The sequence below is a fragment of the Achromobacter sp. SIMBA_011 genome, assembly GCF_046535435.1.
GTDB classification, from domain to species: Bacteria; Pseudomonadota; Gammaproteobacteria; order Burkholderiales; family Burkholderiaceae_B; genus Achromobacter; species Achromobacter dolens.
This window is the reverse complement of sequence record NZ_JAWRWN010000001.1, coordinates 869052-889821: the sequence shown is the minus strand read 5'-3', so window position 1 is coordinate 889821 and position 20770 is coordinate 869052. Positions and strand designations below refer to the sequence as shown.

At 67.5% G+C, this 20770-nt stretch carries 16 protein-coding genes; 10 read left to right on the top strand and 6 right to left on the bottom strand.

The window, feature by feature from the left end; all coding sequences use genetic code 11:
- Positions 1-26 precede the first annotated feature (26 nt).
- The 4 genes from SB816_RS04200 to dapA are packed head-to-tail and all read left to right on the top strand — an operon-like array spanning position 27 to position 4939.
- A complete protein-coding gene (locus SB816_RS04200) occupies positions 27-1109 on the top strand; it encodes an ABC transporter substrate-binding protein (RefSeq protein WP_410546531.1) in 1083 nt (360 codons plus the stop codon).
- 22 nt (positions 1110-1131) lie between these two features.
- A complete protein-coding gene (locus tag SB816_RS04195; RefSeq protein ID WP_045953411.1) occupies positions 1132-2220 on the top strand; it encodes an ABC transporter ATP-binding protein in 1089 nt (362 codons plus the stop codon).
- Between the two features lie 4 nt (positions 2221-2224).
- Positions 2225-4000 (top strand): ABC transporter permease subunit, encoded by a 1776-nt coding sequence (locus SB816_RS04190; RefSeq protein WP_020926134.1) that lies wholly within the window; start codon positions 2225-2227, stop codon positions 3998-4000.
- 36 nt (positions 4001-4036) lie between these two features.
- Positions 4037-4939, top strand: coding sequence for a 4-hydroxy-tetrahydrodipicolinate synthase (gene dapA / locus SB816_RS04185; RefSeq protein ID WP_410546530.1), 903 nt, complete (start codon positions 4037-4039; stop codon positions 4937-4939).
- A gap of 51 nt (positions 4940-4990) precedes the next feature.
- Here the strand turns inward: dapA and SB816_RS04180 are convergent, their stop codons facing one another.
- The 4 genes from SB816_RS04180 to SB816_RS04165 all read right to left on the bottom strand — a co-directional run bounded on the left by SB816_RS04180 (position 4991) and on the right by SB816_RS04165 (position 9278).
- A complete protein-coding gene (locus tag SB816_RS04180) occupies positions 4991-5818 on the bottom strand; it encodes an IclR family transcriptional regulator (protein ID WP_054500514.1) in 828 nt (275 codons plus the stop codon).
- A gap of 130 nt (positions 5819-5948) precedes the next feature.
- Positions 5949-6728, bottom strand: a complete 780-nt coding sequence (locus SB816_RS04175) for a phytanoyl-CoA dioxygenase family protein (protein ID WP_054500513.1) — start codon at positions 6726-6728, stop codon at positions 5949-5951.
- A gap of 172 nt (positions 6729-6900) precedes the next feature.
- Entirely contained in the window at positions 6901-8019 is a 1119-nt protein-coding gene (locus SB816_RS04170; RefSeq protein WP_054500512.1) for an AI-2E family transporter, read from the bottom strand.
- Between the two features lie 194 nt (positions 8020-8213).
- Positions 8214-9278, bottom strand: coding sequence for a LysR family transcriptional regulator (locus SB816_RS04165; protein WP_049076545.1), 1065 nt, complete (start codon positions 9276-9278; stop codon positions 8214-8216).
- A 396-nt stretch (positions 9279-9674) separates the two neighbouring features.
- On the opposite strand from SB816_RS04165, the gene SB816_RS04160 reads away from it, so the two are divergent.
- From SB816_RS04160 to SB816_RS04135, 6 genes are all read left to right on the top strand, one after another.
- Positions 9675-10865 carry an efflux RND transporter periplasmic adaptor subunit gene (locus SB816_RS04160; protein ID WP_080977511.1) on the top strand — a complete coding sequence of 397 codons (1191 nt, stop codon included), beginning with the start codon at positions 9675-9677 and terminating at the stop codon, positions 10863-10865.
- A 36-nt stretch (positions 10866-10901) separates the two neighbouring features.
- Positions 10902-14117 carry an efflux RND transporter permease subunit gene (locus SB816_RS04155; protein ID WP_410546529.1) on the top strand — a complete coding sequence of 1072 codons (3216 nt, stop codon included), beginning with the start codon at positions 10902-10904 and terminating at the stop codon, positions 14115-14117.
- Between the two features lie 67 nt (positions 14118-14184).
- Positions 14185-15672: an efflux transporter outer membrane subunit gene (locus SB816_RS04150; protein WP_175167004.1), complete on the top strand. Its 1488-nt coding sequence runs from the start codon at positions 14185-14187 to the stop codon at positions 15670-15672.
- A 710-nt stretch (positions 15673-16382) separates the two neighbouring features.
- The gene (gene thpR, locus SB816_RS04145; protein WP_410546528.1) at positions 16383-16913 is read left to right on the top strand and encodes an RNA 2',3'-cyclic phosphodiesterase; all 531 of its coding nucleotides are present in this window, start codon (positions 16383-16385) and stop codon (positions 16911-16913) included.
- A 56-nt stretch (positions 16914-16969) separates the two neighbouring features.
- The gene (locus tag SB816_RS04140) at positions 16970-17530 is read left to right on the top strand and encodes a 5'-3'-deoxyribonucleotidase (RefSeq protein WP_410546527.1); all 561 of its coding nucleotides are present in this window, start codon (positions 16970-16972) and stop codon (positions 17528-17530) included.
- 103 nt (positions 17531-17633) lie between these two features.
- On the top strand, positions 17634-18971 hold the full coding sequence (locus SB816_RS04135; protein WP_064527369.1) for an NAD(P)H-dependent oxidoreductase: 1338 nt from the start codon (positions 17634-17636) through the stop codon (positions 18969-18971).
- Positions 18972-19030: 59 nt separating this feature from the next.
- On the opposite strand, the gene SB816_RS04130 is transcribed toward SB816_RS04135, so the two are convergent.
- Positions 19031-19783 carry a FadR/GntR family transcriptional regulator gene (locus SB816_RS04130; RefSeq protein WP_006386232.1) on the bottom strand — a complete coding sequence of 251 codons (753 nt, stop codon included), beginning with the start codon at positions 19781-19783 and terminating at the stop codon, positions 19031-19033.
- 152 nt (positions 19784-19935) lie between these two features.
- Positions 19936-20673 (bottom strand): SDR family NAD(P)-dependent oxidoreductase, encoded by a 738-nt coding sequence (locus SB816_RS04125; RefSeq protein WP_049076567.1) that lies wholly within the window; start codon positions 20671-20673, stop codon positions 19936-19938.
- Positions 20674-20770 lie beyond the last annotated feature (97 nt).

The following is a 20770-nucleotide window of genomic DNA, read 5'->3' as shown; positions in this document are numbered from 1 at the left end:
GTCCGCCGTCCCGCTGGAGCCCTTCCATGAAATCCACCTCCTACAACGCCTCGCGCCGCCGCGCGCTCAAGACCGCCGCCGCCGGCGTCGCCACCCTGGCCATGCCCATGATCTGGACGCCGTCGCGCGCGGCCTCCAAGCGCATCGTCGTGCGCGATGACGGCGGCATCTACAGCAAGGCCTATGGCGCGGTGTTCTATAAGCCGTTCACGGACGCCACCGGCATCCAGGTGGTGGGCGTGCAGGCCAACGCCGAGCCCACCGCGCAGATCCGCAGCATGGTGGACACCGGCAACTACACCTGGGACATGGCCAAGATCAGCCAGCCCGCCATCCTGATGCTCACCGAAGGCGGCAAGGTCTACCTGGAAAAACATGGCCTGGAATCCGACCCGGTCGTGGCCACCATCCCCAAGCAATACATGTCTCCCTATGGCGTGGGCAACAACGTCTACACCACGGTGCTGGCCTATCGCACCGACGCCTTCAAGGGCCGCCGCGCCCCGGCGTCGTGGGCGGACTTCTGGGACGTCAAGAACATCCCCGGCCGGCGCGGCCTGCGCAAGCATCCGTTCGACACCATCGAGGAAGCGTTGATGGCCGACGGCGTGCCGACCGACAAGGTCTACCCCTGCGACATCGACCGCGCCCTGGCCAGCCTGGACAAGATCAAGCCGTCGGTCGATGTGTGGTGGAACACCGGCGCGCAGGTCGAGCAGATGCTGGGCTCCGGCGAAGTCGACATGATCGCCACCTGGGTCTCGCGCGCCCAATCGGCCATCGCCAACGGCGCGCCCGTGCAGATCGTGTGGGACCAGAACATCTGGGGCTGCGACAACTGGTCGATCCTGAAGGGCACGCCCAACGCCGACGCCTGCCGCGAATTCATCAAGTTCGCCTCGGACCCCAAGCGCCAGGCCGCGCTGGTCGAGTTCTTCGCCGCCGGCGTGACCCAACCCGCCGCGTTCGACCACATCAAGGCCGACGTGGCGCGCAATTGCCCCACCCACCCCGACAACATCAAGACCGGCCTGCACATCAACGCCGCCTACTGGCTGGACAAGCAGCGCGACGTGCTCGAGCGCTTCAACGGTTGGGTCTTGAAGTAACACCTTGCATACGCCGAACACCATGTCTTCTTCCAATCTGCAGATCTCGGGCCTGGGCAAGCGCTACGGCGATTTCGTCGCCCTGGCGCCCACGCACCTGGATGTCGCCCGCGGCGAATTCCTGACCCTGCTGGGCCCGTCCGGGTCCGGCAAGACCACGCTGCTGAGCCTGATCGCGGGCCTGGCCAGGCCCGACGAAGGCCGCGTGCTGATCGACGGCAACGACGTCACCCACGGCGCGCCGTACGAGCGGGACATCGGCATGGTGTTCCAGAACTATGCGCTGTTCCCGCACATGACCATCCTGGAGAACATCGCCTTTCCGCTGAAGATGCGCAAGGTGCCGGCGGCCGAGGCGAAGCGGCGCGCGCAGGAAGCGCTGGACATGGTGCGGCTGCCGCAGGTCGGCGCGCGCCTGCCGCGCGAACTGTCGGGCGGCCAGCAGCAGCGCATCGCGCTGGCGCGCTGCATGGTCTACCGCCCCGCGATCATCCTGATGGACGAGCCGCTGGGCGCGCTGGACAAGAAGCTGCGCGACCAGATGCAACTGGAGATCAAGCGCATCCACCGCGAACTGGGCACCACCATCGTCTACGTGACGCATGACCAGGAAGAAGCCATGACCATGTCCGACCGCATCTGCCTGATGAATGGCGGCGCGATCGAGCAACTGGGCACGCCAGCCGACCTGTACTTCCGCCCGCGCACCCTGTTCGTGGCGGACTTCCTGGGCGAATCCAACCTGCTGCAGGGCGAGGTCACGGCCATCGACGGCCCCACCTTGACGGTCAAATTGGCGCAGCAGGGCGTCACCGGCCAGGCCCTGTCCAACGGCGCCGCAATCAAGGTCGGCCAGAAGGTCACGTTGATGTTGCGGCCGCAGAACCTGCAGGCCGGCCCCGCCCGGGAGCACGGCCAGGCCCTGACCGGCAGGCTGCTCGACGTGATGGTGACCGGCAGCCTGACCAAGCTCTATCTGGATTCGGGCGCGCCCGACAGCGCCCCGCTCGTGGTCGCCTACCCGACGCGCCGCCAGGCCGAGCAGTACGCCATCGGCCAGCCGCTGTCGGTGACCTGGCAGGCCGCCGACGCGGTCGCCATCGCGGAGTGACCGCATGAGCCCCCTCGCCCCTCCCCGCAAGCGCATGAGCCAGGGCCGCCGCCATTTCCTCATGGCCGCGCCGCTGGCGATCCTGTTGCTGGTGCTGCTGATCTATCCGGTGGGCCAGTTGCTGCTGCTGAGCTTCTACGGCGACCAGGGCTTCTCGCTGGCGCAATACCACCGGCTGTTCGAGTCGTCGGTGTACGTCAACGTGCTGCTCATCACGCTGAAGATCTCGCTCTGGACGACTTTCTTTGCCGTGGTGGCCGGCTACCCGGTCGCCTACCTGATCTCGAGCCTGTCGGCCCGGCGCAAGACGTCGCTGCTGTTCTGGGTGTTGCTGTCGTTCTGGACCAGCTTCCTGGTGCGCACCTTCGCGTGGGTCGTGCTGCTGGGCCGCAACGGCGTGGTCAACCAGATGCTGCAGGCGCTGGGCATTCTGGATGCGCCGGCCAACCTGCTCTACAACTTCGGCAGCGTGCTGGTCGGCATGGTGCATGCGCTGATGCCGCTGGCGGTGCTGACGATGCTGTCGGTCATGGAGAACATCGACCGCAACCTGCCGCGCGCCGCGTCCACCCTGGGCGCGCGCCCGGGCACCGCGTTCTGGAAGATCTACTTCCCGCTGTCCATGCCCGGCGTGGCCGCCGCGGCCATCATGGTGTTCGTCACCGCCATCGGCTTTTTCATCACCCCGGCGCTGCTGGGCGGCCGCAAGGAGACGATGATCACCCAGATCATCATCGACCAGGTGCAGCAGACCATGAACTGGGAATTCGCCGGCGCGGTGTCGGTGCTGCTGCTGGTGGTGGTGCTGGCCGTGTTCGCGCTGTACGACCGGATACTTGGCCTGTCGACCATGACCGGCGCCGGCGCCTCGCGCCCCCGCGCCTCGGCCAAGCCCGGCCTGGCGCGCCGCGCGGGCGAGGTCCTGCTGGACCTGCTGGCCGCGCTGTCCGACCGCCTGTTCTCGCTGCTGCCCACTCGCCTGCGCCGTTCGGTGTCGGGCACCGGCCAATCGCGCACCCTGTGGTGGATCGTGCTGGCGGTGCTGGCCTTCCTGTCCGCGCCCGCCTTCCTGATGATCCCGCTGTCGTTCGATTCCGGTTCCGGCCTGACCTGGCCGCCCAAGGGCTTTTCGCTGCAGTGGTACGAGCAGATGTTCACGTCGCCGGTATGGATGCAGGCCATCACGCGCTCGCTGGTCGTGGGCGTGGGCACCGGCCTGCTGGCCATGCTGATCGGCACGCCGGCCGCCTTCCTGCTGGTGCGCGCCGACATGCGCGGCAAGTCCGCCATGCTGGCCTTCGTGCTGTCGCCCATCGTGGTGCCGCGCATGATCATCGCGGTGGGCATGTTCTATTTCTTCGCCCGCGTCGGCCTGGTCGGTTCGACCGTCGGCCTGATCCTGGCGCACACGGTGGTGGCGGTGCCGTACGTGGTGATCACCATGATGGCGGTGCTGCGCAACTACGACACGCGCCTGGACCTGGCGGCGCAGAGCCTGGGCGCGGGGCCCTGGTCGACGCTGCGCTTCGTGACCTTCCCGATCCTCGGCGCGGGGCTGATGTCATCGTTCCTGTTCGCTTTCGCGACCTCGTTCGACGAGCTGACGATCGCGCTGTTCGCCTCGGGCGGCCTGAACGCCACCCTGCCCAAGCAGTTCTGGGATGAGGTGACGCTGCAGATCTCCCCGGTGATCGCCGCCGTGTCCACCTGCCTGTTTATCTTCATCGCCGCGCTGATCTGGCTCGCCGACCGGCTGCGCCGCCGCAGCCTGGCGGGCTGAGGCGCGGCGCCGTTTCCCTTCCATCAGGATTTTTCCATGTTGAATGCAAGCCAACTGCGCGGCGTGTTTCCCGCGATTCCCACCCCGGTCAATGCCGACGACACCATCAACGTCCCGGCGGCCCAGGCGCTGATCGCTTACCTGCTCAAGCAGGGCATCGACGGCATCGTGCCGCTCGGCGGCACCGGTGAGTACGGAGCCTTGGCGCGGGCCGAACGCATCCGCATGTGCAAGCTGACGGTGGACGCCGTGGCCAAGCGCGTGCCGGTGATTCCCGGCGTGCTGGACCCGGGCTTTCACGACGCCCTGCAGGCCGGCCGCGAATTCGCCGACGCGGGCGCCGACGCGCTGATGGTGCTGACGCCCTACTACACGACCCCGACCCAGGCCGGCATCCGCGAGTACTTCCTGCGCTACGCCGACGCATCGCCGCTGCCGGTGATGATCTACGAGATCCCGTACCGCACGCGCATCGCGATCGCGCCCGAAGTGCTGCACGAACTGTCGCGCCACCCGAACATCATCGGCATGAAGGCCTGCAACACGGACATGTACCACTTCCTGCGCACGGTGGCCGGCGTGGACGAATCATTCGCCGTGTTCAGCGGCGAGGACACGCTGCTGCCGGTTCACCTGGCCGCCGGCGCCCAAGGCGGCATCGTGGTGACGGCGAGCCTGCTGCCCAAGGCCTGGCGCAAGGTCTATGACCTGGCCGCCGAAGGCCACACGCGCGACGCCATGCTGCTGCACCGCCGCCTGATCCCGCTGATGAACCTTGCGTTCGCCGAGACCAATCCCGGACCGATGAAGTCCGTGATGGACCTGATCGGCGTCGATGCGCCGGAAGTCCTGGATCCCCTGGTGCAGCCCGGGGCCGACCTGCAGGCGTCCTTGCGCGCGGTGGTCAAGCCGTTGCTGGCGGAGTTCGAAGGCGTTTGAGCCAGGCGATTCGGGAAGGACTGGGTGCGATCGATCGACGGCGCCCGGTCCTTACCTCGAATACGCCGAGAACTTGGACTTGGAGATGGACGTGGCCGCCACCTGCACGTGCTGCGCCAACTCCGCCTCGACCCTGGCAACGGTCCATCGCGTCGTCGGCACGGAAATGTTGATCGCCGCCACCGCCAATCCGCGATGATCGATCACCGGCGCCGCCACCGAAATATCTCCCAGCACAGTTTCGTTCACGATGATCGCGTAGCCCTTCTCGGCCACGCGCTGCGCGCGTTCGAGCAGCTTGTCGGGATTGACTTCCGTGTAGGGCGTGATCGGCTCCAGGCGGGTCTGCGCCAGGATTTCGCGGCGCTGCTCATCCGACAGGCGTGACAGGATCGCCGTGCCCGACGCGGTGAAAAAGGCCGGCAGGCGGCTGCCCACGGCGATGTCCACGTTGACCAGGTGATGGCCGGGAAAGCGGGCCACGAACACGATCTCGTGCCCGTCCAGCTCTTGCAGGTTGGTGGTTTCGCCCAGGGTGCGGCTGATGTCCAGCAGATAGGGCGACGCCTTGTCGATCAACTCATTGGCGCGCACGTAGTTGTACGAGAACTGCAGCACCTTCGGCGTCAGTCCGTAATTGCGCGTGTCCGGAATGCGGCGCAGATAACCCAGCATTTCCAGCGTGTAGACCAGGCGTTGCGTCGCGCTGCGGTCCAGGCCCGACGCGCGCGCGATGTCGGCCAGCGTCATGTGGCGCTTGGGGCCGTCGAAAGCATGCAGCACCTGGAAGGCTTTTTCGGTCGAGCCTACAAACAGCGAAGACCGGGTCTCGGTCGCCGCCTGCGTCTTGTCCGTATTGTCGGGCTTGCTTTTGGGCACGGGGAAACAGCCTATTGAGGAAGTAACGTGCGCGCAGGTTGGAGCGCGCGGTTGCCGGCTTGCCGGCGGCAATCGCGCGTATCGCACACCAATTAATTGTAATTCAATTATTAATAGCTAATCCCGATTATCAAACGCAACCTGCCGCGGCCAGCGGCACGCCCGGCTGGCTTGCCGAGCGGGTGCCCGCCAGCGGATGGCAGGACTGCGGATGATAGGTGTGCACCAGCGACAGCTTGACGCGATCGCTGCGGTTGCCCTGGGCCGCATGCAAAGTGCGGCAATGGAAGAACACCAGGTCGCCAGCGCGCAGCTCGGGGCAGACGGCGCGCGCGATCCATTCGGCGTTTTCGGGCGCATCGTCGCGGAAGAATTTCTTCTCGTCGAACTGCGCCGGCTGGAATGCGGCCGCGTGCGAACCGGGAATGAACGAGAGGCCGCCGTTGTCCCAGGTCTCGTCGCCCAGCGCCAGCCAACAGGACACCAGGTCGGTGTCGGAGAACGACCAGTAGCGGATGTCCTGGTGCCAGCCGGTCAGGCTGCCATAGGCCGGATGCTTGGTCATCACACAGTTGTGGTGCACGGTGGACAGCACCGGCGTCTCGCCGAAATAGCGGGCCAGCGATTGCCCGATGCGCGCATGGGTGGCCCATTGCGCGAACAAAGGATCGCGCCCGTAGGCGCTGAGCAGGCGCCGCACGGTGAGGCCGCCTTCGGCATTGCGCGACTCGGGCGCGCCGGGATAGCGCAGGTCCGCCTCGTATTCGATGGGCGCGATGTGCTCGCGCAGATGCCGCTCGGCCAGCGCGCGCAGCGCCGCCACCTCGGCGGGGTCGGCGAACTGCCGCGCGACCACGAAACCCTGCTCGCGCAGGACCGCTAACTCATCTTCTTGCAACGACCCGGACATGATGAACCTGCCAACCCCTCAGACCCCGCGGCGTAAGCTGCAAAGCGTCTGCGCACAGGGCAGGCGCGTGCCGGACGAGGCGCCGGCGATCGCGGGAGAGCTAGATTACACCCAAACGCGCGGCCGCTCGGGCGTATTCGCAACAGAACCGGCGGCCAGGGACCCTGGCCCTTCAGGCCTGCCCGCCTGTCGGTGTCTTGTCGGGCAGCGCGCCCGCCTGGATCCGTGCGGTATCGCGTTCGACTTCCTCGTGGTGCACCCACTCGCGCCACACGGCCACCAACAGCGCCATCAGCACCGGGCCGACGAACAGCCCGACGATGCCCATGGTCTTCACGCCGCCCACCAGGCCGAAGAAGGTCGGCAGGAACGGCAGCTTGACCGGGCCGCCCACCAGGCGCGGGCGCAGCGTCTTGTCGACGATGAACAATTCGACGCTGCCCCACACCATCAGCGCGATGCCCGCCACCATGTGGCCGGAACCGACGAGATACAGCGACACCAGCGTGAACGACAGCGGCGCGCCGCCGGGGATCAGCGCCATGAAGCCGGTGACCACGCCCAGCAGCACCGGCGACGGCACGCCCGCGACCCAGTAGGCGATGCCCAGCACCACGCCCTCGCCCAGCGCGATCAGGCCCATGCCGGTGACGGTGGAGTTGATGGTGGCCGGGACCACGCGCGAAAAGCGCTGCCAGCGCGCCGGCAGGATGCGTTCGCCCAGCACATCCAATTGGGCCACCATGCGCACGCCGTCCTTGTAGACGAAGAACAGCGTGATCAGCATGAACAGCACGGTGAGCAGCAGTTGGAACACGTTGCCGGTGGCGGCCAGCACCATGCGGTAGATGTTGCCCAGGTGTTCGCCGCTGACGGCCTCGACCAGCGCGCCCAGCGCATGCGGCTGGCCGATGTAGGCCTGCCAGTATTCGCCGAGGCGGTCGCCGACCACCGGCATCGAGGTGATCCAATTGGGAACGTCGACCCCATGCCGGTTGGCGGCGATGGCCCAGGCGAAGAAGGTGCTGGCCTCCTTGATGGCGTACGACAGCGCCAGCGACAGCGGCACGATCAGCACCACGATCACCACCAGCAGCGCCAGCGACGCGGCCAGCGCGGTGCGGCCGCCGCAGCGCTCGACCAGGCGCTGGTAAAGCGGCCAACTGGCCAGGCCGATGATCAACGCGGCCAGCGCGGGGACCAGGAAGCCGCTGAGGAAATATACCCCCGCCAACAGGACGAGCAGCAAAAGCCAACGGGCGATCAGGTAGGCGGGGAGTACAGGCTGCATAGAGCGGATCGACAGTGAATGCGTTGAGGCTTTGACTGTCGGACTATACAGACGTTTCGCGAAATACGAGGGACACAAGCCCCGTATTTACTACGGGGTTTCCCCTGATTTTCCGGGATTTTGCCGGCGAATTACCGGCGAATTGCCCGCGTGGCGGACCCACGGGGCCCGCCACCTTGGCCACGGCGATTCGCCTAGAGGGCGTACTCGGCGGCCTCTTCGCGCGCGGTGCGGCGACGCGGCAGCGGATCGTTGGCGGCGGCCACGCCCGCCACGGCCATCTGCTTGGCCTGGCTGATCTGGCGCTGCTGGAACACGCCGCAGCTGGCGGCGGCCGGATCGGTCTCGTCGCGGCCGCTGAGCAGCGGGCAACTGGCGAACAGTTCGGCCGCCCAGTCGGCGAACGCGCGCACCTTGGGCGAAAGCTGGCGGCTTTGCGGATACAGCACCGAGATCGCGGTGGCGCTGGGCTTCCATTGCGGCAGCACCTCGATCAGCTCGCCCGACTGCAGGTACGGCAGCGCCATGTAGCGCGGCGTCTGGATCAGGCCGAAGCCCTTCAGGCCGCAGTCCAGGTAGGCGCCGGCTTCGTTCACCGCGACGGTTCCGCGCATGTCCACTTCCTGGTGCTTGCCGTCGATCTTGAAGTCCCAGGCGCAGTTGCGGCCGGTGCGGCTGGAGAAATAATGCACCGCGTGGTGGTTGCGCAGTTCCTCGATGGTCTGCGGCATGCCGTGGCGGGCGACGTAGGTCGGCGAGGCGCAGGTCACGGTCTGCAGCGTGCCGATGCGGCGCGCCACCAGGCTGGAATCCTCCAGGTCGCCGGCGCGGATGACGCAGTCGACGGCCTCCTGCACCATGTCCACCGGCCGGTCGCCCAGGCCGAGCACCAGCTCGACGTCGGGGTACTTGTCGTGGAAATCACACAATGAGGGAATCAGGATCAGCCGGCCGATACAGGTCGGTACGTCGATGCGCAGCCGGCCCTTCAGGCGCAGCGCCGCTTCCTGGAAGCAGGCCTCGGTTTCCTCGACGTCGGCCAGGATGCGCACGCAGTGCTGGTAATAGCCGGCGCCATCAGGCGTGAGGCCAATGCGGCGGGTGGTGCGGTTGAGCAGGCGCACGCCCAGCAGGCGTTCGAGGTTCTGGATGATGGTGGTGACGGTGGTGCGCGGAAGCGAGAGGCTGTCGGCCGCCCGGGTGAAGCTATTGGCGTCCACGACGCGCACAAACACCTGCATAGCCTGAAAACGGTCCATGGCGACGGTGTCCTTTAAGGGCAATTTGGTCGGGGTGTACGGAGCATAACCCGAAACCGCCCGGGATTAGACAAATCCACCGAACAGTGTTGCCGAGATAGCAGTGTTTATCCGCGCCCGTAAAACACTCAGAATGCAAACCATCTTGAAGTGCCCGTGCCGCCCGGCGCCATCCCAGGGCCTGTCAATCCTCAGATTCCGATCCCGGTAAAACCCGTCCCCAAATAGACGGATTTCACCAGGGAAGCGTAACCGCGTTGCATGTTGCACTGCAATATTACATCGGTGTTTCAGGACTGCCAGACCCGCCGCGATGCCCGCCCCCGCCGCCTCCCCGCCCCCCCCCGCGGTCCCCGGCAAGCGCGCTTCACCCCGACATCACCCACAAGGAACATCATGGTTTCGCGTAATCGTATTGCTATGCTCGTCGTTTTCGCGGCCGTCATCGCGGCCGGCGGTGGCTACGCCCTGTTTCGCGCCCCGGCGGGCGCCAATGCGGCCCAGGCGCAGGGCGCGCCCGCCGCGCCCCCTGTCGAAGTGGCGGAAGTGGTCAACAAGACCATCGTCGACTGGCAGCGCTATTCCGGCCGCCTGGAAGCCATCGACCGCGTGGACATCCGTCCGCTGGTCTCCGGCACCCTGACCGCCGTGCACTTCCAGGACGGCAGCATCGTCAAGAAGGGCGACGTGCTGTTCACCATCGATCCGCGCCCCTACGCGGCCGAAGTGGACCGCGCCGCCGCCGCCCTGACCGCCGCCAAGGCCCGCGCCTCGTATACGGCCACCGAACTGGCGCGCGGCCAGCGCCTCTTGGCCGACAACGCCATCGCCCGCCGCGACTTTGAGGAAAAGCAGAACGCCGCGCGTGAAGCCGCGGCCAACCTGCAGGGCGCGCAGGCCGCGCTCGACTACGCCAAGCTCAACCTGGGCTACACCCGCATCGAGGCGCCGGTCGCCGGCCGCGTGTCGCGCGCGGAAGTCACCGTGGGCAACGTGGTCGCCGCCGGCGCCACCTCGGTGCCGCTGACCACGCTGGTGTCGGTCTCGAAGATGTACGCCTCGTTCGACGTCGACGAGCAGACCTTCCTGAAGTACGTGAACCCGGCCCGCAACGGCAAGGCCGGCTCGGTGCCGGTCGAGCTGGGCCTGGCCAACGAGGAAGGCTATTCGCGCACCGGCTTCGTGCAATCGGTGGACAACCGCCTGGACGCCACGTCCGGCACCATCCGCGTGCGCGCCGAGTTCGACAACGCCGACGGCACCCTGCTGCCCGGCCTGTACGCCCGCATCCGCCTGGGCGGCAGCGAGCCGCGCAGCGCCGTGCTGATCGACGAGAGGGCCATCGGCACCGACCAGGACAAGCGCTACGTGCTGGTGCTGGACGACAAGAACCACGCCAACTACCGCCAGGTGAAGCTGGGCGCCAACCAGGAAGGCCTGCGGGTCGTGGACTCCGGCCTGGCCCCTGGCGAACGCATCGTGGTCAATGGCTTGCAGCGCGTGCGCCCCGGCGACGCCGTGAGCCCGACCGTGGTGCCGATGGTCGCGGCGCAACGCAACCCGGTCAAGACCGCGGCCGCCAACTAAGCCGCCGGTGAACCGCAAAGCAGAACGAGAACGTTCATGAATATCTCGAAATTCTTCATCGACCGGCCGATCTTCGCCGGGGTGTTGTCCGTGCTGGTGCTGCTGGGCGGCCTGCTGGCCATGTTCCAGCTGCCGATCTCGGAATACCCGGAAGTGGTGCCGCCCTCGGTGGTGGTGCGCGCGCAGTACCCGGGCGCCAACCCCAAGGTCATCGCCGAAACCGTCGCCTCGCCGCTGGAGGAATCCATCAACGGCGTGGAAAACATGCTGTACATGCAGTCGCAGGCCAACAGCGACGGCAACCTGACGCTGACGGTCAACTTCAAGCTGGGCGTGGACCCGGACAAGGCGCAGCAGCTGGTGCAGAACCGCGTGTCGCAGGCGCTGCCGCGCCTGCCGCCGGACGTGCAGCGGCTGGGGGTCACGACCACCAAGAGCTCGCCCACCCTGACGCTGGTGGTGCACCTGATCTCGCCCAACGACCGCTACGACATCACCTACCTGCGCAACTACGCGATCCTGAACATCAAGGACCGCCTGGCGCGCATTACTGGCGTGGGTGAAGTGACGGTGTGGGGCGCGGGCAACTACTCGATGCGCGTGTGGCTCGACCCGCAGAAGGTCGCGCAGCGCGGCATGACCGCCGCCGAAGTGGTCGCGGCCATCCGCGAGCAGAACGTGCAGGTCGCCGCCGGCGTGATCGGCGCGTCCCCGACCCAGGGCGACGTGCCGCTGCAGCTGAACGTGAATGCACGCGGCCGCCTGCAGACCGAAGAGGAATTCCGCGACATCATCCTCAAGACCTCGCCCGACGGCGCCGTGACGCACCTGTCGGACGTGGCCCGCGTGGAACTGGATGCCCAGGAATACGGCCTGCGTTCTCTGCTGGACAACAAGCAGGCGGTGGGCATGGGCATCATGCAGTCGCCGGGCGCCAACGCGCTGGACGTGTCGTCGCAGGTGCGCGCCGCCATGGCCGAGCTGGCCCAGGACTTCCCCCCGGGCGTGGAATACCGCATCGAATACGACCCGACCCAGTTCGTGCGCTCCAGTATCGAGGCCGTGGTGCACACGCTGCTGGAAGCCATCGCGCTGGTGGTGCTGGTGGTGATCCTGTTCCTGCAGACCTGGCGCGCGTCCATCATCCCGCTGCTGGCGGTGCCGGTGTCCATCGTGGGTACGTTCGGCCTGCTGCTGATGTTCGGCTATTCCATCAACGCCCTGTCGTTGTTCGGGATGGTGCTGGCCATCGGGATCGTGGTCGACGACGCGATCGTGGTGGTGGAAAACGTCGAGCGCAACATCGCCGCGGGCCTGAGTCCGCGCGACGCGACCTATCGCGCCATGCGCGAGGTGAGCGGCCCCATCATCGCCATCGCGCTGACGCTGTGCGCGGTGTTCGTGCCGCTGGCGTTCATGACGGGCCTGACCGGCCAGTTCTACAAGCAGTTCGCCATGACCATCGCCATCTCGACGGTGATCTCGGCCTTCAACTCGCTGACGCTGTCGCCGGCCCTGTCGGCCCTGCTGCTCAAGAGCCACCACGACAAGCCGGACTGGCTGACGCGGGGCATGAACCGCGTGTTCGGCCGCTTCTTCAACTGGTTCAACAACATGTTCGGCCGCGCTTCGGAAAGCTACGGCGTGGGCGTGTCCGGCGTGATCCGCCGCAAGGCCGGCGCCATGGGCGTCTATGCGGTGCTGGTGGCCGCCACCATCGGCGTGTCGTACCTGGTTCCCGGCGGCTTCGTGCCGGCGCAGGACAAGCAGTACCTGATCGGCTTCACCCAGCTGCCCAACGGCGCCTCGCTGGACCGCACTGACGCCGTGATCCGCCGCATGAGCGACATCGCCCTGAAGGAACCCGGCGTGCAGAGCGCCATCGCCTTCCCGGGCCTGTCCATCAACGGCTTCACCAACAGTTCCAGCGCCGGCATCGTGTTCGTGATGCTCAAACCCTTCGACGAGCGCAAGGGCGCCGCGCTGTCGGGCAATGCCATCGCGACTTCGCTCAACCAGAAGTTCGCGGCCATCCAGGACTCGTTCATCGCCGTGTTCCCGCCCCCGCCCGTGATGGGCCTGGGCACACTGGGCGGCTTCAAGTTCCAGATCGAGGACCGCGGCGCCGCCGGCTACGCCGAACTGGACAAGGCCAAGTCCGCGTTCCTGGCCAAGGCTCGCCAGGCGCCCGAGCTCGGCCCCGCGTTCTCCAGCTACGAGATCAACGTGCCGCAGCTGGACGTGGACCTGGACCGTGTCAAGGCAAAGCAGCTGGGCGTGCCGGTGACGGAAGTCTTCGACACCATGCAGATCTACCTGGGTTCGATGTACGTCAACGACTTCAACCGGTTCGGCCGCGTGTTCCAGGTGCGGGCGCAGGCGGACGCGCAATACCGCGCGCATGCCGATGACATCCTGCAGCTCAAGACCCGCAATGCCGCCGGCGACATGGTGCCGTTGTCGTCGCTGGTGACCGTCAAGCAGACCTTCGGCCCCGAAATGGTGGTGCGCTACAACGGCTACACCGCCGCCGACATCAACGGCGGACCGGCGCCGGGCTATTCGTCCGACCAGGCCCAGGCCGCGGCCGAGCGCGTGGCCGCCGAAACCCTGCCGCGCGGCATGAAGCTGGAATGGACCGACCTGACCTACCAGCAGATCCTGGCGGGCAACGCCGGCCTGTGGGTGTTCCCGATCAGCGTGCTGCTGGTGTTCCTGGTGCTGGCCGCGCTGTACGAGAGCCTGACCCTGCCGCTGGCCGTGATCCTGATCGTGCCGATGAGCATCCTGGCGGCGCTGACCGGCGTCTACCTGACGGGCAACGACAACAACATCTTCACCCAGATCGGCTTGATGGTGCTGGTGGGGCTGTCGGCAAAGAACGCGATCCTGATCGTGGAATTCGCCCGCGAGCTGGAGATGAATGGCCGCTCGCCGCTGGAAGCCGCGATCGAGGCCAGCCGCCTGCGCCTGCGTCCGATCCTGATGACGTCGATCGCCTTCATCATGGGTGTGGTGCCGCTGGTGCTGTCGTCCGGCGCCGGTTCGGAAATGCGCCACGCCATGGGGGTCGCGGTGTTCTTCGGCATGCTCGGCGTGACGCTGTTCGGCCTGTTCCTGACGCCGGTGTTCTACGTGCTGCTGCGTTCGATGGGCGGCAAGAAATTGCACTCGGCCGCGCCGCACGAAGCGCCTGTGTGCGTGCCGCACATCGACCCGCACGCGCCGCCCGCGCCGCAGCACAACGCCTGATCCGGCCCGCAAAAATAGCCAGCGCGTCCCGTCCCGAACGGCGGGGCGCGCGCCCAAGAGAATCGTCATGAAGACCAAAAGACTGATCCGCGGTTCCGCCCTGCTTGCCGTCCTGCTCGTGCTGGCCGGCTGCGCGGTGGGTCCGACCTACGAACGGCCCGCGGCCGCCACCCCGGCGGCGTACAAGGAAGCCGCCCTGCCCGCCTCGGAAGCGGGCACCTGGAAGACCGCCCAACCCTCGGAAGAGCAGTTGCGCGGCGAATGGTGGAAGGTGTTCGGCGACGAAGGCCTGAACCAGTTGCAGGAAGAGGCCCTGAAGGCCAACCAGAACCTGCAGGCCGCCGCCGCCCGCCTGACGCAGGCCCGCGCGCTGCAACGCGAGGCCCGCGCAGGCTTCTTCCCCAGCCTGGACGCGGGCTTCGGCCCGAACCGCCAGCGCCCCTCGGCAGTGTCGCAAGGCCTGCCTGACGGCACGCCCACGCGGCCGGTGACCACCTGGCGCGCGCAAGGCACGGTGTCGTACGAGGCCGACCTGTTCGGCCGCGTCGCCTCCACCGCCGACGCCGCCACCGCCGATGCGCAGCAGAGCGAGGCGCTGTACCGCTCGGTGCTGCTGGCGCTGCAGGCCGATGTCGCCACCACCTATTTCCTGGTGCGCGAGCAGGACGCCGAAGCCGCGCTGTACCGCCAGACGGTGCAACTGCGCACCGAGACGCTGCAACTGATCCAGCGCCGCTATGACGCGGGCGACATCAGCGAGCTGGACCTGGCGCGCGCCAAGGCCGAGCTGGCCTCGGCGCAATCGGAAGCGCTGGGCATCGACCGCCGCCGCGCCGCCGGTGAACACGCGCTGGCCGTACTGTTGGGCCGCGCGCCGTCGGAATTCGCGATGCCGCCCAAGCCGATCGAGAAGGTGGCGCTGTCGATCCCGGCCGGCCTGCCGTCAACGCTGCTGGAACGCCGCCCCGACATCGCCGCGGCCGAGCGCGCCATGGCTGCCGCCAACGCCCGCGTGGGCGCGGCCAAGTCGGCGTTCTTCCCGCGCCTGGACATCACGGGCGCGTTTGGCTACGAGTCGTCGGAACTGGGCAACCTGTTCCAATGGTCGAGCCGCACGTTCCTGCTGGGCCCGCTGGTCGGCGCCGCGCTGTCGATGCCGATCTTCGACGGCGGCCGCCGCCAGGCCGGCCTGGACCGCGCCCGCGCGGTGTACGAGGAAGACGTGGCGGTGTACCGCCAGACGGTCCTGAACGCCTTCCGCGAAGTCGAGGACAACCTGTCCAACCTGCGCATCCTGGCCGACCAGACCCGCGCGCAGGACGCGGCGGTGGAAGCCTCGGCCCGCGCCGCCAAGCTCTCGCACACGCAATACCGCGAAGGCTCGATCAGCTATCTCGATGTGATCGAAGCGGATCGCAGTGTGCTGCTGCAGCAGCGGGTGGCGGTGCAGTTGAGCGGCGAGCAGGCGCGGTCGGCGGTGGATCTGATTCGGGCGATCGGGGGCGGGTGGGGGAATCCGGTGCCTGGGGCGGAGGCTGTGGCGGCCAATCGTTAGTTGTTCATTGCTCGAGCATTGCGTTAGGTGCTGTTAGCGATGATGAGTCGGTCTTCGTAGGTCGCCCCTCGGGCGGGCGGCCACGATAGGCGTCTGTGCATCTGAAAGTGAAGCGGGTGCGCTGCGCGCGGGTGGCGAGCGGTTTTCTGGTGGTTCCGCTCCGAAGGGGGAGGGGGTAATGGCGGCGCGTTGAGGGCTGGCTTGCGCGTGACGAGCGCGTGCGCCGCCGACAACAGTCGTGGTGCTGGCAGCCGCGCAATCGCACCGGATAGCGCCCTTTTCGTGGTGCCGATAGCCGTGCAATAGCATCGGATGGGGGGCCTTTCCACACGCGAGAGCGTCATCATCCCGACGCAAGACACCACGTAAGCCGCAAAAGGCCGCCCGCGCGGCCGGCTTGCGGCGGGCCCCGCAAGACCCTCCCTCCAGCTCCGATGTGCGCCAAAACGCCAAGCACACAGCTCGCCCCAGAGACCGTCATTACGTCTCATCGCGAGCGCGTGGCGGGGTCGGTGGGGGATGGCGGGGCGTGTAGATGCGCCCGAGGGAATCCGTAGGGAGCCGAAGGCGGACGAGGATGACGAAGGGGCAGTCCGGAGCGAACGCTCCGGACCGCAATCGTAGCCCCGCCATCCCCCACCGACCCCGACACGCGCGCCTCAAGAACCTACTCCAGTCGCGACAACCAACAACACCCTACAATCTCCGCCATGTCGACCCTCCGCCTCTTCTACGGCCTCTGGCCCGAGCCTGACCTGGCTGACACGCTATCCACCTGGGCCACTCAAGCCCAACCGCACAGTCATGGGCGCGCCATGCGCACGGAAACCCTGCACATGACGCTGGCCTTCCTGGGTTCCGTGGAAAAGGAGATCGCCGAAGAACTCATCGACGCCACCCCCTACCATCGCCTGCAGCCGGGCACCGTCACCCTGGACCGTTACGGCGTCTTCGCCCGCCCCCGCATTCTCTGGGCCGGGCCCGCGCAGACTCCGGATTCGCTGCAGGCCAGCCACGACGGCCTGTGGCTCTGGCTGTCGGCGTTCGGCTTCGCGCCGCCGACGCAGCCCTTCCGCCCCCACGTCACGCTGCTGCGCAACATCGAGCGCAACGACCCGCCGGCCGACGCCCCGCCGCCCGTGACCTGGCGCTATGACCGCATGGTGCTGGTGGCGTCCGAATCCACCGAGGGCGGCAGCCGCTACCGCGTCGTCGCCCGTTCGAAACCGCAGCCGGACTGAGGCCACGACCCGGTGCTCTGGCACAATCGAGCGCGTCGCAACGACTTAGGATCTCCATGATCATCCTGCTCGACCAAGACGGCGTGCTGGCCGACTTCGAACATGCCTTCATCGACGCCTGGCGCGCGCGCCACCCCGGCATCGCGCCGGTGCCGTTCGAGGACCGCAAGTCCTTCTACATCCGCGTGGACTACGCGCCCGAGCTGCGCGGCATGGCCGAGGCCATCTACACCGCGCCCGGCTTCATCCGCAACCTGCCGCCGGTGCCGGGGGCGCTGGAAGCCGTGAAGGAGCTGCTGGCGCTGGGCATGGACGTGCGCATCTGCACCTCGCCGCTGTCGCAGTTCGAGAACTGCGTCGCCGAGAAATACCTGTGGGTCGAGAAGCACCTGGGACGGGAGGCCACCAGCCGGCTGATCCTGACCAAGGACAAGACCCTGGTGCACGGCAATCTGCTGATCGACGACAAGCCGTTGATCCAGGGCGCCGTCAAGCCGCGCTGGAAGCACATCCTGTTCGACGCGCCCTACAACCGCCAGGTCACCGACCGTCCGCGCATCACCTGGGGCAACTGGCGCAACGTGCTGGCGGGCGAGCTGTATACGGCCGACGAATGACGGCCGGATGACATCCTGACGGCGGGGTGGCCGGCCCTGTTCAGCGGCCGGGGTTGGGACTATCCTGTGGTGCTGTATCCCCACCTCTGGAGGAGCCTGCACCATGAATCTGCACCGACTGCTCAAGCAGCGAGAAGCCGACCACAAGCCCTTGCGCGTAGCGCTGCTGGGCGCCGGAAAGTTCGGCGCGATGTTCATGAGCCAGGCCCCCCGCACGCCCGGCATGCGGCTGGTGGCGGTGGCCGACCTGACGCCCGACCGCGCCCGCGCCGCGCTCACCCGCGTCGGCTGGCCGGCGACGGCGCTCAATGCCGCCAGCCCGGGAGACGCGCTCAAGAACGGCAAGGTCTACTTCACTGACGATCCGCTCGCCGTGATCGCCAGCCCCGAGGTCGACATCGTCATCGACGCCACCGGCCAGGCGGCCGCCGGCATCGGCCACGTGCTGGCCTGCTGCGAGCACGGCAAGCACATCATCATGGTCAACGTCGAGGCCGACGCGCTGGCGGGCCCCTTGCTGGCGCGACGCGCGCGCGAAGCCGGCATCGTCTATTCGCTGGCCTACGGCGACCAGCCGGCGCTGATCTGCGAGATGGTGGACTGGGCGCGCGCGGCAGGCTTCGAGGTGATGGCGGCCGGCAAGGGCACCAAGTACCTGCCCGAGTTCCACACTTCCACGCCCGACACCGTCTGGCCGTACTACGGCTTCACCGCCGAGATGGTGGCGGCCGGCGACTTCAACGCGCAGATGTTCAACAGTTTCCTGGACGGCACCAAGAGCGCCATCGAGATGGCGGCGGTGTCCAACGCCACCGGCCTGCTGCCCTCGCCGTCCGGCCTGCATTTCCCGCCCTGCGGCGTGGACGACCTGGCGCGCGTGCTGCGGCCGCGCGAGGATGGCGGCATCCTGCACCATCGCGGCCAGGTGGAAGTGATTTCCTCGCTCGAACGCGACGGCCGACCGGTGTTCCGCGACCTGCGCTGGGGCGTGTACGTGACGCTGGCGGCCGATAGCGACTACGTGCGGCGCTGCTTCAAGGAATACGGCCTGGTCACCGATCCCAGCGGCAACTACACCGCCATGTACAAACCGTATCACCTGATCGGCCTGGAACTGGGCATCAGCGTGGCGAGCGTCGGCCTGCGGCGCGAGCCCACGGGGGCGCCGGCCGGCTGGCATGGCGACGTGGTGGCCACGGCCAAGCGCGACCTGCAGGCTGGACAACTGCTGGACGGCGAAGGCGGCTACACCGTGTACGGCCGGCTGATGCCGGCGCGCGACTCGGTCGACGAAGGCTACCTGCCGCTGGGCCTGTCGCACCAGGTCAAGCTCAAGCACGCGGTGCGGCAGTCGCAGGCGATCCGCTGGAGCGACGTGGAATATGACGATCGTTCGGCCGCGGTGCAGTTCCGTCGCGAGATGGAACAGACCTTCGCCTGAACGCGGCGCCTCGCCATGCCGCCCCCGGCCCCGCGTGAATCGGGGCGGGCCGACGACCGTCAGACCGGCGGCGAACGTTCCGCCTGGAACAGCCGCAGGCGGTCGGCGGCATTGCGCAGGTGCTGCTCGGCGGCCTTACCGGCGGCATCGGAATCCCCGCCCTCGATGGCCGCGAAGATCGCCTGGTGTTCGCTCTGCACCGCCGCCATGCGCTCGGCGTACATGCGCGCCGTGTTGTTGCGCGCGCTGCGGATGACGCGCCGCACATTCGCTTCCAGATAGTCGTTCAGGGCCACCAGGTGCGGATTGTGCGTGGCCTGCACGATGGCCTGGTGGAACTGGTAGTCCTCTTCGTCGCCCAGCTTGTCGTTGATGAGCGCGTACTCCATGCCCACCAGCGCCTGGCGCATCTTCTTCAGATCAGGTTCGGTGCGGCGCTGCGCCGCGTAGCGCGCGGCGGTGACTTCGATCGACAGCATCAGCTCCAGGATGTGTTCCAGGTCCTGGTTGTCGCCCGGCGTGGGCGCGGCGATGCGGAAGGCGTTGCGCTGGAAGTTCGGGTCGACGAACACGCCGCTGCCTTGCTGCGAGGTGATCAGGCCTTCGGATTTCAGGCGCGCCAGCGCCTCGCGCACCACGGCGCGGCTGACCGAATAGATCTCGGTCAACTGCTTTTCGGTGGGCAGGCGGTCGCCGGGCGCCAGCGTGCCCTGGCGGATCTGCTCGGCCAGCGCGTCGGCCACGCCCGCCGAAAGCGAATGCCTGGGCGCGGCGCGCTGCGGGTCGGAGTCCTGTGCTTGAGTGGGCTGCATGGGGAATCGTTAAAACGTGAAGGCGGCTCGCGGCGGGGAAGCCCCTGGGACGCGCCGGCCCGTGGTTATAGGAATTCTCGACGTTTCACTGCGGCGGCGCCCTTGAAAATTATAGGATTTTGCCGGAATCAAGGGCACGGCCGTTTCAGACTTTACGCGATATAGATGCCGCCGTTCACCTGCATCACCTCGCCCGTCACGAAACCGGCCAGCGGCGAGCACAGGAAGGCGATCGCGCCGGCGATTTCCTCGGCCGTGCCGAAGCGCCGCAACGGCGTGCTCTCCAGCAACTGCGCGCCCTTCTGGCCGATCAGGTCGTGCGTCATGGAGGTGGCGATGATCCCGGGCGCCACCGCGTTCACGCGGATCTGCGGCGCCAGCTCCAGCGCCAGGCTGCGGGTGAAGCTCTGCACCGCGCCCTTGGAGGCCGAATAGGCCGCGTGCGCGTAGCTGCCGCGCTGCGCCGCCAGCGACGTCAACAGCACGATCGAGCCGTTCTGGCGCAGGTGGCGCTGGGCGGCGCGGCACACGTAGAAGGTGCCGTCCAGGTTGACGCCCATGAGCTTCTTCCAGGCCTCGTCGCTGGTGTCCTTGACCAGTTGCTCGGGGTAGATGCCGGCGCAATGCACCAGGTGGTCGATACCGCCGAAATGCTGCGCGGCGCGTTCCAGCACCCGGTCGCAATCATGCGAGGCGGCCACGTCCAGCGCATGCACGAACACCCGCTGGCCGCTGGCGTCCAGCTCGGCGGCCACCTCGTCCAGGCGCGCCTTGTCGATGTCGGTGAGCACCAGCCGGGCGCCATGGGCGGCCATCAGCCGCGCGGTCGCCAGACCGATGCCATTGCCGGCGCCGGTGATGGCCACTACCTGTCCTTCGAACGAAATCATGCTGTCTCCAAAGCGCTTTTTCGGGGGCACGCGCCCGCTCCCGGGGCGCCGCCGACGGTTCGATTGAACCGCCAAATGCATCGCTTGACACGGGAAA